At 69.3% G+C, this 14,086-nt stretch carries 17 protein-coding genes; 7 read left to right on the top strand and 10 right to left on the bottom strand.

Annotated features, from left to right (window positions below):
• Positions 1-6 precede the first annotated feature (6 nt).
• The 6 genes from rnhA to rpoZ all read right to left on the bottom strand — a co-directional run bounded on the left by rnhA (position 7) and on the right by rpoZ (position 5,256).
• Positions 7-459: a ribonuclease HI gene (rnhA, locus tag EAT49_RS10395; protein ID WP_123642243.1), complete on the bottom strand. Its 453-nt coding sequence runs from the start codon at positions 457-459 to the stop codon at positions 7-9.
• Positions 460-462: 3 nt separating this feature from the next.
• The gene (locus tag EAT49_RS10390; protein WP_123642330.1) at positions 463-912 is read right to left on the bottom strand and encodes a DUF3429 domain-containing protein; all 450 of its coding nucleotides are present in this window, start codon (positions 910-912) and stop codon (positions 463-465) included.
• Positions 913-1,546: 634 nt separating this feature from the next.
• Positions 1,547-2,005, bottom strand: coding sequence for a YdeI/OmpD-associated family protein (locus EAT49_RS10385; protein ID WP_123642242.1), 459 nt, complete (start codon positions 2,003-2,005; stop codon positions 1,547-1,549).
• A 36-nt stretch (positions 2,006-2,041) separates the two neighbouring features.
• Positions 2,042-2,680, bottom strand: coding sequence for a DUF2062 domain-containing protein (locus tag EAT49_RS10380; protein WP_123642241.1), 639 nt, complete (start codon positions 2,678-2,680; stop codon positions 2,042-2,044).
• A gap of 46 nt (positions 2,681-2,726) precedes the next feature.
• On the bottom strand, positions 2,727-4,886 hold the full coding sequence (locus EAT49_RS10375; RefSeq protein ID WP_123642240.1) for a RelA/SpoT family protein: 2,160 nt from the start codon (positions 4,884-4,886) through the stop codon (positions 2,727-2,729).
• A gap of 10 nt (positions 4,887-4,896) precedes the next feature.
• Positions 4,897-5,256: a DNA-directed RNA polymerase subunit omega gene (rpoZ, locus tag EAT49_RS10370; RefSeq protein ID WP_123642239.1), complete on the bottom strand. Its 360-nt coding sequence runs from the start codon at positions 5,254-5,256 to the stop codon at positions 4,897-4,899.
• Between the two features lie 328 nt (positions 5,257-5,584).
• Between rpoZ and EAT49_RS10365 the strand changes: the two genes are divergently transcribed.
• From EAT49_RS10365 to EAT49_RS10345, 5 genes are all read left to right on the top strand, one after another.
• A complete protein-coding gene (locus tag EAT49_RS10365; protein ID WP_123642238.1) occupies positions 5,585-6,166 on the top strand; it encodes a LabA-like NYN domain-containing protein in 582 nt (193 codons plus the stop codon).
• A gap of 101 nt (positions 6,167-6,267) precedes the next feature.
• Entirely contained in the window at positions 6,268-6,651 is a 384-nt protein-coding gene (locus EAT49_RS10360) for a hypothetical protein (protein ID WP_123642237.1), read from the top strand.
• Positions 6,652-6,768: 117 nt separating this feature from the next.
• Positions 6,769-7,215 (top strand): YqaA family protein, encoded by a 447-nt coding sequence (locus EAT49_RS10355; protein WP_123642236.1) that lies wholly within the window; start codon positions 6,769-6,771, stop codon positions 7,213-7,215.
• A gap of 68 nt (positions 7,216-7,283) precedes the next feature.
• Positions 7,284-8,234 (top strand): 4-hydroxy-3-methylbut-2-enyl diphosphate reductase, encoded by a 951-nt coding sequence (gene ispH / locus EAT49_RS10350; protein WP_123642235.1) that lies wholly within the window; start codon positions 7,284-7,286, stop codon positions 8,232-8,234.
• A 71-nt stretch (positions 8,235-8,305) separates the two neighbouring features.
• On the top strand, positions 8,306-9,058 hold the full coding sequence (locus EAT49_RS10345) for a pyridoxine 5'-phosphate synthase (protein ID WP_123642234.1): 753 nt from the start codon (positions 8,306-8,308) through the stop codon (positions 9,056-9,058).
• Here EAT49_RS10345 and EAT49_RS10340 read toward each other — a convergent pair.
• Together EAT49_RS10340 and EAT49_RS10335 are read right to left on the bottom strand one after the other, a co-directional pair.
• Positions 9,055-9,978: a glycosyltransferase family 61 protein gene (locus tag EAT49_RS10340; protein ID WP_185020724.1), complete on the bottom strand. Its 924-nt coding sequence runs from the start codon at positions 9,976-9,978 to the stop codon at positions 9,055-9,057. The genes EAT49_RS10345 and EAT49_RS10340 overlap by 4 nt on opposite strands.
• Positions 9,978-11,063, bottom strand: coding sequence for an NAD-dependent epimerase/dehydratase family protein (locus EAT49_RS10335; protein WP_185020723.1), 1,086 nt, complete (start codon positions 11,061-11,063; stop codon positions 9,978-9,980). The genes EAT49_RS10340 and EAT49_RS10335 overlap by 1 nt, the downstream gene beginning before the upstream one ends.
• A 253-nt stretch (positions 11,064-11,316) precedes the next feature.
• On the opposite strand from EAT49_RS10335, the gene acpS reads away from it, so the two are divergent.
• Complete coding sequence (gene acpS / locus EAT49_RS10330) at positions 11,317-11,718, top strand: holo-ACP synthase (RefSeq protein WP_123642231.1); 402 nt, start codon at positions 11,317-11,319, stop codon at positions 11,716-11,718.
• A 34-nt stretch (positions 11,719-11,752) separates the two neighbouring features.
• Here acpS and EAT49_RS10325 read toward each other — a convergent pair whose 3' ends face one another.
• Complete coding sequence (locus EAT49_RS10325; RefSeq protein WP_123642230.1) at positions 11,753-12,202, bottom strand: DUF2383 domain-containing protein; 450 nt, start codon at positions 12,200-12,202, stop codon at positions 11,753-11,755.
• A 24-nt stretch (positions 12,203-12,226) separates the two neighbouring features.
• Positions 12,227-13,051: a manganese catalase family protein gene (locus tag EAT49_RS10320; protein WP_123642229.1), complete on the bottom strand. Its 825-nt coding sequence runs from the start codon at positions 13,049-13,051 to the stop codon at positions 12,227-12,229.
• A 174-nt stretch (positions 13,052-13,225) separates the two neighbouring features.
• Here EAT49_RS10320 and lepB point away from each other — a divergent pair, with 174 nt between their 5' ends.
• A complete protein-coding gene (gene lepB / locus EAT49_RS10315; RefSeq protein WP_123642228.1) occupies positions 13,226-14,086 on the top strand; it encodes a signal peptidase I in 861 nt (286 codons plus the stop codon).

The following is a 14,086-nucleotide window of genomic DNA, read 5'->3' as shown; positions in this document are numbered from 1 at the left end:
GGGGCCTCAGCGCTTGAACGGCGCCATGCCGGCGCGGGCGAGTTCGTCGGCGCGCTCGTTCTCGGGGTGGCCGGCATGGCCCTTGACCCAGCGCCAGGTCACCTTGTGCCGCCGCGCGGCCTCGTCGAGGCGGCGCCAGAGGTCCTCGTTCTTCACGGGCTTCTTCGTCGAGGTGGTCCAGCCCTTGCGCTTCCAGCCGGCGAGCCATTCGGTGATGCCGCCCTTCACATAGGCGCTGTCGGTGACGACGGTGATCGTCGCGGGCCGTTCCAGCGCCTCGAGCGCGTGGATCGCGGCGAGAAGCTCCATGCGGTTGTTGGTGGTATGGGCCTCGCCGCCCTTGAGCTCGCGCTCGCGGACGACCGTGGCGCCATCCTTCGCCTGCAGGAGCGCGCCCCAGCCGCCGGGGCCGGGATTGCCGGAACAGGCGCCATCGGTGAAGGCAAAGAGCTCGGGCATGGCTCAGAAGATCACGGGGGCGAGGCAGAGAAGGACGATGGCGGTGAGCCCGGTGCGCAGGGGCATCCACCAGTCGGGTGCGAGGCCCCAGCGCGCGAACTGCCAGTCGAGGAGCAGGAGCCCAGCGAAGCCCGCGGCGAGGTAGGTGGCCGCCGAGGTCGGCCCGCCGCCGGTGAAGAAGAACGCCCAGAGCGCCGGGATGACCGACAGCGCGTAGCCGGCGGCGGCGCGGGAGCCGGTCGTCCTGGTCGCGAAGCCCCAGAGCACGCCGGACATGAAGCTCAGGATCACCGCCCCGTAGAAGAGCTGCACATAGGGGCCGACGAAGCGCGGCCCGAGGGTCTGCGCGCCCCAGAGGTGCAGCGACGGGGACAGGGTCGTGAGCGCGCCCCAGAGGAAGGGGAGCAGCCCGGCGAGGCCGAGGAGAAGGGCGGGCAGGGGCGGCGCGGTCATGGGCGCAGATTGCGCGAGGCGGCGGGATTGGCAAGGGGCGGGCGAGGCGGCGGGACGTCGCTCGCGCGTGCCGCGCATCGCCCCGCCCGCCGTCCCGCGGGGCACGGGCGTCCAGGGGTCCGTGGTCCGGTCGGGCCGCGGCGCCTTCAGAAGGTCGACGCCCGCGCCGCAGAAGAGCGTGTCGGTGCCGCCGCCGCCGCCCTCGAGGCCGTCGGTCACGACCACCTCGAAACGCCCGTCGTCTGCGTACTGCGGCCGGGCCTCGATCCGCCCTGTCGTCGGATCGAGACCGAGCCAGTCGGGCAGCGCGCGCCCCGGGACGGTGCGAGGGTGAAGGGCAGCATGTGCGCGGGATCGGCAGGTCTCGGCGGGCTCGGGGCTGTCGCGCAGAATGGACGGCAGCCAGCGCGCGCGTCAGTTCCGCGGCCGCGTCTTCGAGACCACCGGGCTCTTCGACAGCCCCGCCGAGCACGCCACGGTCCGGACCCGGACGGAGGCTCTCCGGGCCGAACCGGCTCATGGGCTTCGCCTGCCAGCACAGCCTAGGGCGGATCGGCTCCCGGCAGTCATGCGGGCGTTCGCGCGACCCGCCAGGACAGTCAGGCTGCCGCGGGGAGGGCAGGTCCCCGGATGGTCAGTCGTCGAGGTTGTCGAGCAGCGCCGCGATCCGGCGCGCCCGGGTGTCGGCGCGCTTCGCGGTGGCGATGGTGTAGAGGGCGGCCCTGCGCCGGCCGGGGGTGAGCGCCTCCCAGGCCGCGGTTCGGCCCGCAGCACGCAGGGCCGCCGCGACATCGTCCGGCAGGTCGACCGCGTCGTCGGGCGCGGGGCGCAGCCTGACCTCGACGACCTCGCCGGGTGCGACGCCGAGCGCGTCGAGGAGGCTCTTGCCGGTCCAGAGGAAGGTGTGCGGGGTCACGGGCGCCCGGCTGAGGGCGAGGTTGACGGGATGGTCGGCGATCTCACCCTCGACGCGGCGCGCGCCGGCGTCGGCGAGCGCCCGGGCGACCTCCTCGGGAAGCGGCAGCACGGTATAGGTCCGGGGGCCCCAGACCAGGGGCTCGATCCGGCCTTCGAAACGGATGTAGTCGTCCATGCGGTCATCCGGCTCTGCCACGGATCGCGCGCCCCGTCATCCGAGGCCCGCGTCGACGCCAGACTTCAGCTTGCCGAGCTTGCGGCGCAGCTGGGCCTTGCGGCGGTTCTGGTAGGCGCGCACCACCGGCAGGGCGAGGCAGTAGATCACCGTGGCGGTGACGATGCCGGGCAGGATCCCGCCCACCGTGTAGGGCACGAAGACCTCGCGGTAGAAGACCGCGAGACGCGACCAGTCCGCCGTCGCCGGGGTGAAGACGGACATGACGTTGTGCCACAGGTCCGCCGAGGCGGCCGCGAACTTGCGTGCGAAGCTCTCCTCGAAGCCCGCCTCGGGGCGGGTGCCGAGGAGCCAGTAGCCGGTCTGCAGCGACACGATCCCGATCGGGACGTAGGTCAGCGGGTTGCCGAAGAAGGTGGCAAGGATGGACGCGAGGATGTTGCCGCGCATGATCCAGGCGAGGGCTGCCGAGATCACGAAGTGGAGCCCGTAGAAGGGCGTGAAGGTCACGAAGACGCCGGCCCAGATGCCGCGGCAGATCTTCTCGGGCGTATCGGGCAGGCGGCGGAGGCGGTGGCGGACGTATTGCGCGGCCCGGCCCCAGCCACCCTTGGGCCAGACCGCCCGAAAGACGATCTCCCAGACCGGGCGCCTGTCCCTGCGTTTGAAGACCACGCCTGTCCCGCCTCTCCCTGACCGCCGGCCCCGAAGGGAACGGGGTTCACGTCTCTCCTGTCGTCGCCGCGCGGGCGGGGTCCCGGTGACGCTCGATGAAGGCGACGTTGGTGTCGGCCTCCAGCGCGGTCATGACCCGGTGCAGATGCTCCACGTCGCGCAGGTCCACGTCCATCAGAAGCCGGTAGTAGTCCGGCTTGCGGTCGATGAACTCGAGATGGGAGATATTGGCGGATTGCTCTCCAATCAACGTGCAAATCCGCCCGAGCACGCCCGCGTCATTGGTGATCGCGAGATCGAGCGTGACGGCATTGGCGGCCGGGTGCGTGCCTTCCTGCCAGTGCAGGTCGACCCAGCGGTCCATGTGATCCTCGTAGCGGGCGAGGACCTCGCAGTCGATGGCATGGACGATGACGCCGCGGCCCCGCGAGGTGATGCCGACGATCCGTTCGCCGGGCACGGGCTGACAGCAGGGCGCGCGGGCGTAATGGCTGCCCGACGACAGGCCCACGACGGCGCGGCCGGCCTCGATCTCCTCGCCGCGGCCGGCGTCGACGAGCTCGGGGTAGATCGCACGGACGACCTCGCGACTGGTGAGCTCGGCCGACCCCAGACGTTCGAGAAGCTCGTCGGTATCCTCTAGCGCCAGCGCCCGGGCGGCGGTCCGGAGCGCCTTGTCGGTGGCCTTCTTGCCGACGTTCTCGAAGGCCACGCGCGCCAGTTCCCGGCCGAGCTTGATGAACCGCTCGCGGTCCTCCTCGCGCAGGCGGCGCCGGATCGCGGCCTTGGCGCGGCCGGTAACGGCAATCTCGATCCAGGTCGATTGCGGCGTCTGGCCCTCGGCGGTGACGATGTCGACGGACTGACCGTTCTTGAGCCGCGTCCAGAGCGGCACCCTGAGCCCGTCCACCTTGGCGCCGACGCAGGCATGGCCGACCTTGGTGTGCACGGCATAGGCGAAGTCGATGGGGGTGGCGCCCCGCGGCAACTTGATCACGTCGCCCTTGGGCGTGAAGCAGAACACCTGGTCGGTGTACATCTCCAGCTTGACCATATCGAGGAACTCGTCGTGGTCGTGCCCGGCGTCGAGCTGGCTCGTGAGCGTGGCGATCCAGCGCTGGGGATCGACGGCGAAGGGGTTCTCCACCCGTTCGCCGTCGCGGTAGGACCAGTGCGCGGCGACGCCGGTCTCGGCCACCTCGTGCATCGCGTGGGTGCGGATCTGCACCTCCACCCGCTTGCCGTCGCGGCCCGAGACCGTGGTGTGGATCGAGCGGTAGCCGTTCGATTTGGGCTGGCTGATGTAGTCCTTGAACCGGCCGGGCACCGCGCGCCAGCGGCGGTGGATCGCGCCCAGGGCGCAGTAGCAGGCTTCCTCGTTGTCGGTGATGACGCGGAAGCCGTAGATATCCGAGAGCCGGCTGAACCCCTGCTCCTTTTCCTGCATCTTGCGCCAGATCGAATAGGGTTTCTTGGCCCGGCCGTAGACCTCGGCGGCGATGCCGGCCTTCTCGAGCTCGGCCTCCATGTCGGCGGTGATCTTCTCGACCACGTCGCCGGTCTCCTTCTGCAGGGTCAGGAAGCGGCGCATGATGGATTCGCGCGCAGCGGGGTTGAGGACCCGGAAGGCGAGGTCCTCGAGTTCCTCGCGCATCCACTGCATCCCCATGCGGCCGGCGAGGGGCGCGTAGATGTCCATGGTCTCGCGGGCCTTCTGGGCCTGCTTCTCGGGCTTCATGGACTTGATCGTCCGCATGTTGTGCAGACGGTCGGCGAGCTTCACCAGCGTGACGCGCAGGTCCCGGCTGGTGGCCATGAAGAGCTTGCGGAAGTTCTCGGCCTGCTTCGTCTCGGTGGAGGAGAGCTGCAGGTTGGTGAGCTTCGTCACCCCGTCCACGAGGGAGGCGATGTCGCGGCCGAACTGGGCCTCGACAGTCGCGAAACTGGCGCGGGTGTCCTCGATCGTGTCGTGCAGGAGGGCGGTGACGATCGTGGCATCGTCCATCTGCATCTCGGCGAGGATGGCGGCCACGGCGACGGGATGGGTGAAGTAGGGCTCTCCCGAACGGCGGAACTGCCCGGCGTGCATCTCTTCGCCGAAGGCCCAGGCGCGGGCGATCAGGTCGCCGTCGCTGCCCGGGTTGTAGCTGCGGACGAGGCCGATGAGCGCCTCGGATGTGACGGCCGGGCGCGTCCGCTCCAGCATGGTGTCGACCTTATCGCTGGCCCTGGGCCTCCATGAGCGCGCGCAGGAGCTTTTCTTCGGACATCTCGTCGTCCGCGGGATGATCCGCCGGCTCCGACTGGCCCATGAGCAGTGCCATGGCGTCGTCTTCGGGCTCGTCGACCTCGATCTGGCTCTGCTGCTTCTCGATCATCCGCTCGCGCAGGGCGTCGGCCTGCTGCGTCTCCTCGGCGATCTCGCGCAGGGCCACGACCGGGTTCTTGTCGTTGTCGCGGTCGACGGTCACGGGCGCTCCGGTCGCGATCTCGCGAGCGCGGTGGGCGGCGAGCATCACCAGCTCGAACCGGTTGGGAACCTTGTCAACGCAATCTTCGACGGTCACGCGGGCCATGGGGCCTCCAGTCTCGGGGAAGGAAACAGAGGACCCTCTCTAGCCGGGCCAAAAGGGATTGACAACCCGATTCCGATCTGTCCCATGGGGTCCGCCCGGCAGGAACCGGACGCCGCGGACCGCAGCGCCGGTCCTTGCGCCCGGCACAATTCTTCTGCAGGGCGGGATATTGAAGCGGGTCACCGAGCCGTTACATAGAATATCAGGTGGGGTCGACCATGGGTTTCCCCAAGGGGAATTGTCACGATCATCGCGGATCCCCAAGTCGGCTTCTCAAATCTTAGGTCCAATGACCCGGGAGGATGCGACCGGGCAGGAGATTTCAGGAATGTTTTACCGGGACGAGCGACTGGCGCTCTTCATCGACGGCTCGAACCTCTATGCGGCCGCCCGGTCGCTGGGTTTCGACATCGACTACAAGCTGCTCCGGCAGGAGTTCATGCGCCGGGGCAAGCTGCTCCGGGCGTATTACTACACGGCCCTTCTGGAGAACGACGAGTATTCGCCGATCCGGCCGCTGGTGGACTGGTTGCATTACAACGGCTTCACCATGGTGACGAAGCCCGCGAAGGAATTCACCGACAGCCAGGGTCGCCGCAAGGTCAAGGGCAACATGGATATCGAACTGACGGTCGATGCCATGGAGACGGCGCAGCATGTGGATCATATCGTGCTGTTCTCGGGCGACGGCGATTTCCGCCCCCTGGTCGAGGCGTTGCAGCGCCGGGGCGTGCGGGTCTCGGTCTGCTCCACCATCCGCAGCCAGCCGCCGATGATCGCCGACGACCTGCGCCGGCAGGCCGACAACTTCATCGAGCTCGACGAGCTGCGCGAGATCGTCGGCCGCCCGCCGCGGGAGCCGCGGGGCGACCGCAACAACGACGCAGAGGAACTCGTCGACGGGGAGTGAGCGGGCGCGCCGCGCGATTCATCTAGCTTACCCAAGGGAAATTATGTATCCGGGACCTCGGGTTTCCCGCCTCCCGCGGGCTGCCAAGAGCCGAGGTTGCCATGCGCCGAATCCTGTTTCTGGTGCTGTTGTTCCTGTTGGCCCCCGTGGTGCCCGTCGGCGCCCAGATCCACGACCCGGAGGCGCCCTGCGGACGAGACGAGAACGGGGTTCCGTATGGCTGCGACCGTGACTCGGCCGCCAATCTCGAGGCGGCCTGCCTGACGCGGGCGGATCCGGCGATCTGTCTCGGCTATCACTACCGGGCCTGTGCGATGCAGGGGATGCAACTCGCCTGCTCGCTGTATTCCCTCGGAAGCAACTGCCAAGGTGGTGATCCTGGGATGTGCCAGCATTACGTCAACCTTCTTGCCGCGAACCGCAGTTGCGTGCTCGACGGCGATCCGGCGGCTTGCACATGGCTGAGGCAGGCCTTGGGCGGCTGAGGCTGCCCTGTCCGGGCCGGGCCGCGCGCCGCGCAGGGCGCGCCGGGCCGATGGCGGGTTGGCTGGCGAGGCGTGGCACCCTGAAACCGGGCTTCGTCGCGGCGCGTTGCTGCGGAGATGTCCGCGTCCCTTTCCCTTGCGACCCTCTTTGTGGCCGCCCTTGGCGCGGCGACGATCCTGCCGTTCCAGTCGGAGGTCGTCTTCGTCGGGCTGCAGGCGGCAGGGGCCGCGCCGGTCTGGCTGCTGGTCGTCGTCGCGTCCGTGGGCAACACGATCGGCTCGGTGATCACCTACCTGATGGGGCTCGGGCTGGAGCGGTTCCGGGGCCGCCGCTGGTTTCCGGTGTCCGACAGCCAGCTAGACCGGGCGCAGAGGATCTACAACCGCTGGGGACTCTGGTCGCTGCTGCTGACCTGGGCGCCGTTCGGGGATGCCATCGCCCTTGCGGCCGGGGTCATGCGGACGCCTTGGCCCGTCTTCACCCTGCTGGTCGCCATCGCCAAGACCGGGCGCTACATCGTGCTGGCACTGGCGACGGCGGGGGTGATCGGGGCGGCGGGCTGACGGCGGCGCTGAGTCGCCTTGCGGTGACGGCGCCGCTCTCTTAGGTCTCGGACCTGAAGGAGAGCGCCATGCCGAAGCCCCCCCTCACCCTTCTGCTCGCCGCGCCGCGCGGGTTCTGCGCCGGCGTGGACCGGGCGATCAAGATCGTGGAGATGGCGCTCGAGAAATGGGGCGCGCCGGTCTATGTGCGGCACGAGATCGTCCACAACCGCTATGTCGTCGACGATCTGCGCGCCAAGGGCGCGGTCTTCGTCGAGGAACTGGACGAGTGCCCCGACGACCGGCCGGTGATCTTTTCCGCCCATGGCGTGCCCAAGGCCGTACCCACCGAGGCGGCGAAGCGGCAGATGGTCTATGTGGACGCGACCTGCCCCCTTGTGTCGAAGGTGCATATCGAGGCAGCGCGACACCACGAGAACGGGCTGCAGATGGTCATGATCGGCCATGCGGGCCACCCCGAGACGCTGGGCACCATGGGGCAGCTTCCCCAGGGCGAGGTGCTGCTGGTGGAGACGGTCGAGGACGTGGCCGGGGTGGAGGTGCGCGATCCCGAGCGGCTGGCCTTCGTCACCCAGACGACGCTGTCGGTGGACGACACGGCCGACATCGTGGAGGCGCTGAAGGCGCGGTTCCCGGCCATCGTGGGGCCGCACAAGGAAGACATCTGCTACGCCACCACCAACCGCCAGGAGGCGGTGAAGGCGATCGGCCCCCGCGCCGACGCCCTGCTCGTGGTTGGCGCGCCGAACTCCTCGAACTCGAAACGGCTGGTGGAGGTCGCGCGGAAGGCGGGCTGCCCCTATGCGCAGCTTGTCCAGCGGGCGACGGATATCGACTGGCGGGCGCTGGAGGGGATCGGATCTCTGGGCGTCACGGCGGGGGCCTCGGCGCCCGAGGTGCTGATCGACGAGGTGATCGACGCGGTGCGCGCGCGCTACGACGTCACGGTCGAGCGGGTCACGACCGCCGAGGAGAATGTCGAGTTCAAGGTGCCGCGGGTGCTGCGCGAGCCCGCCTGAGAGCCCGCGGCGTTGCAATCGGTGCAGGGCCGCCTAAGGTCCGCCGTGCGAAAGGCCGGAAGGGACGCGCGATGGAGCATCTGAGACTGGGCGTGAACATCGACCATGTGGCGACGGTGCGCAACGCGCGCGGGTCGGCCTATCCCGATCCGGTGCGCGCCGCGAAGCTGGCCGAGGAGGCGGGCGCGGACGGGATCACCGCCCATCTGCGTGAGGACCGCCGGCACATTTCCGACGACGACATCGCCCGGCTGGCCGAGACCCTCACGCTGCCGCTGAATTTCGAGATGGCGGCGACCGTGGAGATGCAGGCCATCGCCCTGCGGCACCGGCCGCATGCGGTGTGCATCGTGCCCGAGCGGCGGGAGGAGCGGACGACCGAGGGCGGGCTCGAGGTGGCCAAGGAAGAGAACCGGCTGGCGCATTTCATCGCGCCCCTGGCCGAGGCGGGTTGCCGCGTGTCGATCTTCATCGCCGCGGACCGGCGGCAGATCGAGGCTGCGCACCGGATCGGCGCCGCGGTGGTGGAACTGCACACCGGCGCCTATTGCGACCTGCACCACGAGGGCCGCCTTGCCGCGCGCGACGCGGAACTGGAGCGGCTGCGCGACATGGCGACCTTTGCCCACGGGCTGGGGCTCGAGGTTCATGCGGGCCACGGGCTGACCTACGAGACGGTCGGGCCGGTGGCGGCGCTGCCCGAGGTGCGGGAGCTGAACATCGGGCATTTTCTGGTGGGCGAGGCGATCTTCCGCGGTCTGCGCCCGGCCATTGAGGAGATGCGGCGGCTGATGGACGCGGCGCGGGCCGAGGCCGCGGCCTAGCCCGTCGCCGGATGCGGGCCCCAGGCCGCGGCGACCGCGTCGGGGTCGAGCACGGGGGCGCGGGTCTCGGCGGGGAGGACCGTCAGGCGCAGGCGGGCCGCGGCGGCCATGGTCTCGTGGGGCGGCGAGGCGACCATCCCGGGCGGCTCGAGGATCAGGACGGGCGTGTCCGGCCGGCACCAGATCAGGTTTCCCGCTTCCGCGCCCCGGACCATGGCGATGCCGCGCGCGCCCGCGAAGGCGGCGGCCTGATCCGCGACGGAGTGCGCGTCGCAGACGTAGCCCTGCGCGGCATGGCCCCGCGCTCTCAGGGCCTCGACCGCGGCGTCGATGCCCTCGAGGCTGCGGCGGCCGGCGCCGTAGCCCTTGGACTCCGCCGGTCCGTCGCGGTCGTAGTAGTCGGGCTGGTCGGCGCGGCGGATGACGAGGAAGGGCGCGGGGGCGGGTTCGCGTGCGGCGGCCAGGAGCGGCGGCAGGAGCCGGTCGCGGAGCGCCCGCAGGTCGGCGGGCAGGGCCGCGATGGCCGCCGGGTCGCAGAGCGCCGCGTGGAGATCGGGCCGGGTCCGCGGCAGCGCGGCGAGCTTGTCGTGGAAGGGGTGCACCGGGTCGTCGACGGGGCCCCGGGGCGCGCAGATGATCCGGGCATCGAGAGCGGGCAGGGTGATGATCTCGGCATCGCCAGGCGGCGGGCCGTCGTCGATCCGCAGGTCGAGGTGGACGTCGCGGGCCGCCTCGACGAGTTTCGGGGTCAGCACCGGGCCGCAGGACCGCATCAGGATCGGCCCCGTCAGCCTGCGGGTCAGCGCGATGTCGAGCGCGGGAAGCAGGTAGCCCCACAGGAAATGGTAGTAATGCTCAATGGAGCCGATGGCATCCGCCCGTTTGAAGAGGACCGGACGGCGGCGTCGGAAGAGGCGCATCACTCCGCGCCGGCGCCTGTGGCGGGAGCGGGCCGGAAACCGCAGAGGGCGTCGTAATTGGCGAGGGCGTGGCGCATCGCGTCCCGCAGCGTCCGCCCGAGATCGTGCTGCGGGCGCCATCCGAGGGCGCTGATCCGCGAGATGTCCGGCATCCTCCGGTCGCAATCTTCGTAACCCGCGCCGTAGAACGCCTCGCCCGGCACGGACTGCGTTCGCAGCGGCACGGGCCGCCCGGTCTCTTCGGCGAAAAGGTCGGTCATCAGCGCGGCGAGTCCGGCGATGGTGATCTCGTTGGCCGGGTTCCCGACGTTGTAGATGCGGTTCCGGGTCTCCTCGGGGTGGGCGAGGATGGTGGTGATCGCGGAGACGGCGTCCTCGACATGAGTGAAGCAGCGCCGGGCCGTGCCGCCGTCGACCAGCGGCAGCGGCCGCTCCTCGACCAGAGCGTTCATGAAGCTGGCGAAGACGCGTGGCTGTTCGGCGGAGGGGCCGAGCCAGTCCATCAGCGCGCCGACGAAGTTGAAGGGTCGGATCAGGGTGTAGTGCAGCCCGCCCTCGAGACCGTGGGCATGGATGATCCGGTCGAGCATCTGCTTGGCGCAGGAATAGATCCAGCGGTGGTTGTCGATCGGCCCGAGGATGCAGTCGGTCGAATCCTCCGTGAAGGGCGCGTCGCGCCCGCCGGTCTTGCCGTAGACCTCGGAGGTCGAGAAATGGATGAGGCGCTTGCCATGGCGGCGGCAGGCCTCGACGACCTTGAGCGAGCCCATGAGGTTCAGCTCCACCATATCGAGGGGCCTGTCGAGAAAGCGCTTGGGCTGAACCAGCGCCGCGAGGTTCACGACCACGTCCGCGCCTGCCACGGCCCGGTCGAGGAGCGCGTCGTCGGTTCCGAGATCGAAGGGCGTGAACGCGCAGCGGGCGTCGGGCCCCATCCGGAAGGCGAGCTTGCGCGGGTCGGTATCGTAGACATGGGGACGGAAGGCATTGTCCTGGGCCAGCCGGGCGGCGAGGTTCGTGCCCACGAAGCCGGCGCCTCCGATCAGCGCGACGCAGGCGCGTCCGGTGTCGGCTCCGTCAGCCATCGCGGCTCCCCCTGCCATCGGTCATCCCGGACTCCTTCTCGCGCGGTCACCCGATGTCCCCCGGTGCTCTGCCCCGCGGTCCCGGACGGCGAGTCGAGGGGGAGGGACCGTCAACACATTTGAACTGAAAGATGTGATGTTCCAAGTCTTTTCGCTCCGGGCGACCGGATTGCGGCCCGCGGCGCCGGCGCCCGGCCGTTGTCTTGGCAGGCGCGCCGTGGCAGGGAGCGCGGGCTGGCCAAGGGGCAGGGGCATGATCCTCGGAATCGGAACGGACCTCGCCAATATCGAGCGGATCGAACGGGCGCTGGAGCGGTTCGGGGACAGGTTCCGGAACCGGGTCTTCACCGAGGCCGAGCAGCGCCGGGCCGAGCGGCGCGCCGATGTGGCGGGCACCTACGCCAAGCGCTGGGCGGCGAAGGAGGCCTGTTCCAAGGCGTTGGGCACGGGCCTCAGGATGGGGATCGCCTGGAAGGACATGAGCGTCACCAATCTCGGCACCGGTCAGCCGGTCATGCATGTCACCGGCTGGGCGGCCGACCGGCTGGCGCAGATGACGCCGCCCGGGCACCGGGCGGTGATCCATGTTTCACTCACCGACGATCATCCCTGGGCGCAGGCCTTCGTGGTGATCGAAGCCCTGCCCGAGGACTGAGGGGGACGCCGCGCGGCGCCCCGCGGAGGAGGGGTCAGCCGCCCATGCCCTGCTCTTCCATGTAGGCGCGGTGGCGGAGTTCGTCCTCGAGCGCGCGCTCGAAGATCTGCTTCATCGGCGCATCCGCCTCGGCGTTCTGGCTGGCGTGGCGATAGGCGGCCACGGTGTCGTCCTCGTTCGTCTTCATCGCGCTCAGGACCGCGCTGTCGCCGCCGAGCTTTGCGATGGCGACCTTGCCGGTGGTCAGGAGCGATTTCGCGTCGCTCTCGGTCGGCACATGGATGTCCATGCGCGCGGCCATCTCCTTCAGCTCGTCCACATGGCGGGTGTGGTCGCGGCGGAATTCGGCGATGCGGTCGCTGTGGCCCGGGTCCTTCAGCCGCTCGATCGTCGCGTCATAGGCCGCGATGGCGTCGTATTCGAGCTGAAGCAGGTTCTGGATCAGCTTGGCGGCGCTACCTTCGGTTCCGACGGTGGTGACCATGGGTCTCTCCTTTTTCGCTGGGGTTCAGATCTGTTCGCGCTGGGCGCCGGACTTCGGCCGCGCGCGGCCGAGGTCGGGTTTCTGGCCGAGGGGGTCGACCGTCTCGCGGACGCTGTATTCGGCGCGGCCGTCGAGAGAGGGCCCCGAGGTCCAGCGCCCCTCGGGGGTGGCTTCGTCCAGCGAGGTGTTGAGGAAGTAGTAGCTGTGCTCCATCGCCTCGTGGTCCTCGGGCGTGGAGGTCGGGACCGGCAACTGGCCCTTCCAGCCGCCCAGTTCCTCGATCACGGCGAGCCACTGCTGCTGGTGCATCGTGTCCCGGGCGATGAGGAAGGACAGCATGTCCTTCATCCCGGCATCGTCGGTCATGTTGTAGAGCCGCGAGGCGAGGACCCGCCCGCCGGCCTCGGCGGTGGCGTTGGCGAGCATGTCGGCGGCGATGTTGCCGGTCGCGTAGACATGGCTCATGTCGAAGGGCACGCCGTTCGAGTTCACCGGCATGGCCGAGAGGCCCGAGGACAGGATGTGCCGGGGGTTGGCTCCGCCCATGATCGCGTTGACCACCGGGTCCTTCGCAGCCTCCTCCTGCGTCGAGAGCGGTGCGCCCTCGAGGTTGAGCGCGACGGCATGGCCGAGAAACTCGATATGGCTCAGCTCCTCGGTCGCGGTCATCATCAGAAGGTCGCGGTACTTCGCGTCCCCCCGGGCGCCCATGGCCTGGAAGAAGTACTGCATGGCCACGCGGATCTCGCCCTCCACGCCTCCGATGGCCTGCTGCAGAAACTTCGCGAATTGCGGGTCGGGGGTATCGACGCGCACTTCGTACTGAAGCTTGCTGGAATGGTGGAACATGGGTGGCCTTCCGTCATCGTGGTCCCTCGCCCCGTGAACCGGGGGCGCGGGTGCCTGTTCCCGGGGACGTGACCGCAGATGCCTGTCCGGGCGGAGCGCCGCCGGGGCGCCAGCTTGACTTGCCCTGCCCCGGCGACCATGAAGCGCCGGCACGCAAACGGGGACGGATTGGGCATGGCCGAAAAGGACGGGATTCTTCACGGCATCTGGGAGACGGTGAAGACGATCGTCTACGCGCTCCTGATCGCCGGCGTCTTTCGCACGCTGTTCTTCCAGCCGTTCTGGATCCCGTCGGGCTCCATGAAGGACACGCTGCTGATCGGCGACTTTCTCTTCGTGAACAAGATGGCCTACGGATATTCCTACGCGTCCTGCCCGTCGATCCGAATTCCCGCCTTGGGCGTGGACATCACCGCCGAGGATTTCTGCGGCGTGTTCAAGTCGGACGGAAACGATCCCGAGGCACCGGGCGGCGGCCGGCTCTGGGGGTCCGAGCCCGAGCGGGGCGACGTGGTGGTCTTTCGCCACCCGGTCACGGGCCGCGATTTCATCAAGCGGCTGATCGGCCTGCCTGGCGACCGCATCCAGATGCAGGGCGGGCGGCTCGTGATCAACGACGAGCCCGTCGAGATCACCGATGCGGGGATCTTCGAGGAGATCTTTGCCCCTCAGGGGCCGCAGCAGCAGCGTCCGCGCTGTTCCAACGGTGCGGTCGGCATCGGCGCGGTCTGCGAGAAGCGTCGCTATATCGAGACCCTGCCGAACGGCGTGAGCCACTCCATTCTCGACATTCAGCGTCAAAGCTTCGACGATACGGGCGTCTACACCGTGCCGGCGGGACACTACTTCTTCATGGGCGACAACCGCGACAACAGCCGGGACAGCCGCGAAAGCCAGGCCTCGGGCGGCGTCGGCTTCGTTCCGTTCGAGGACATCGTGGGCCGGGCGGACCGGATCATGTTCTCCTCGGCGGGCCGGTCGATGCTGTTCTTCTGGACCTGGCGCAGCGACCGATTCTTCAAGGAAATCGAGTAG

It is taken from the genome of Histidinibacterium lentulum, from assembly GCF_003789055.1.
GTDB lineage: Bacteria > Pseudomonadota > Alphaproteobacteria > Rhodobacterales > Rhodobacteraceae > Oceanicola > Oceanicola lentulus.
Note: the sequence above shows the minus strand (reverse complement) of the source record. Positions and strands in the feature narration are given on the sequence as shown.

Bases quoted from the DNA above. Each gene is read 5' to 3' on its own strand.
- rnhA (WP_123642243.1), bottom strand. From the start codon at position 459: ATGCCCGAGCTCTTTGCCTTCACCGATGGCGCCTGTTCCGGCAATCCC.
- EAT49_RS10390 (WP_123642330.1), bottom strand. From the start codon at position 912: ATGACCGCGCCGCCCCTGCCCGCCCTTCTCCTCGGCCTCGCCGGGCTG.
- EAT49_RS10385 (WP_123642242.1), bottom strand. From the start codon at position 2,005: ATGGACGACTACATCCGTTTCGAAGGCCGGATCGAGCCCCTGGTCTGG.
- EAT49_RS10375 (WP_123642240.1), bottom strand. From the start codon at position 4,886: ATGCTGGAGCGGACGCGCCCGGCCGTCACATCCGAGGCGCTCATCGGC.
- rpoZ (WP_123642239.1), bottom strand. From the start codon at position 5,256: ATGGCCCGCGTGACCGTCGAAGATTGCGTTGACAAGGTTCCCAACCGG.
- EAT49_RS10365 (WP_123642238.1), top strand. From the start codon at position 5,585: ATGTTTTACCGGGACGAGCGACTGGCGCTCTTCATCGACGGCTCGAAC.
- EAT49_RS10360 (WP_123642237.1), top strand. From the start codon at position 6,268: ATGCGCCGAATCCTGTTTCTGGTGCTGTTGTTCCTGTTGGCCCCCGTG.
- EAT49_RS10355 (WP_123642236.1), top strand. From the start codon at position 6,769: ATGTCCGCGTCCCTTTCCCTTGCGACCCTCTTTGTGGCCGCCCTTGGC.
- ispH (WP_123642235.1), top strand. From the start codon at position 7,284: ATGCCGAAGCCCCCCCTCACCCTTCTGCTCGCCGCGCCGCGCGGGTTC.
- EAT49_RS10345 (WP_123642234.1), top strand. From the start codon at position 8,306: ATGGAGCATCTGAGACTGGGCGTGAACATCGACCATGTGGCGACGGTG.
- EAT49_RS10340 (WP_185020724.1), bottom strand. From the start codon at position 9,978: ATGCGCCTCTTCCGACGCCGCCGTCCGGTCCTCTTCAAACGGGCGGAT.
- EAT49_RS10335 (WP_185020723.1), bottom strand. From the start codon at position 11,063: ATGGCTGACGGAGCCGACACCGGACGCGCCTGCGTCGCGCTGATCGGA.
- acpS (WP_123642231.1), top strand. From the start codon at position 11,317: ATGATCCTCGGAATCGGAACGGACCTCGCCAATATCGAGCGGATCGAA.
- EAT49_RS10325 (WP_123642230.1), bottom strand. From the start codon at position 12,202: ATGGTCACCACCGTCGGAACCGAAGGTAGCGCCGCCAAGCTGATCCAG.
- EAT49_RS10320 (WP_123642229.1), bottom strand. From the start codon at position 13,051: ATGTTCCACCATTCCAGCAAGCTTCAGTACGAAGTGCGCGTCGATACC.
- lepB (WP_123642228.1), top strand. From the start codon at position 13,226: ATGGCCGAAAAGGACGGGATTCTTCACGGCATCTGGGAGACGGTGAAG.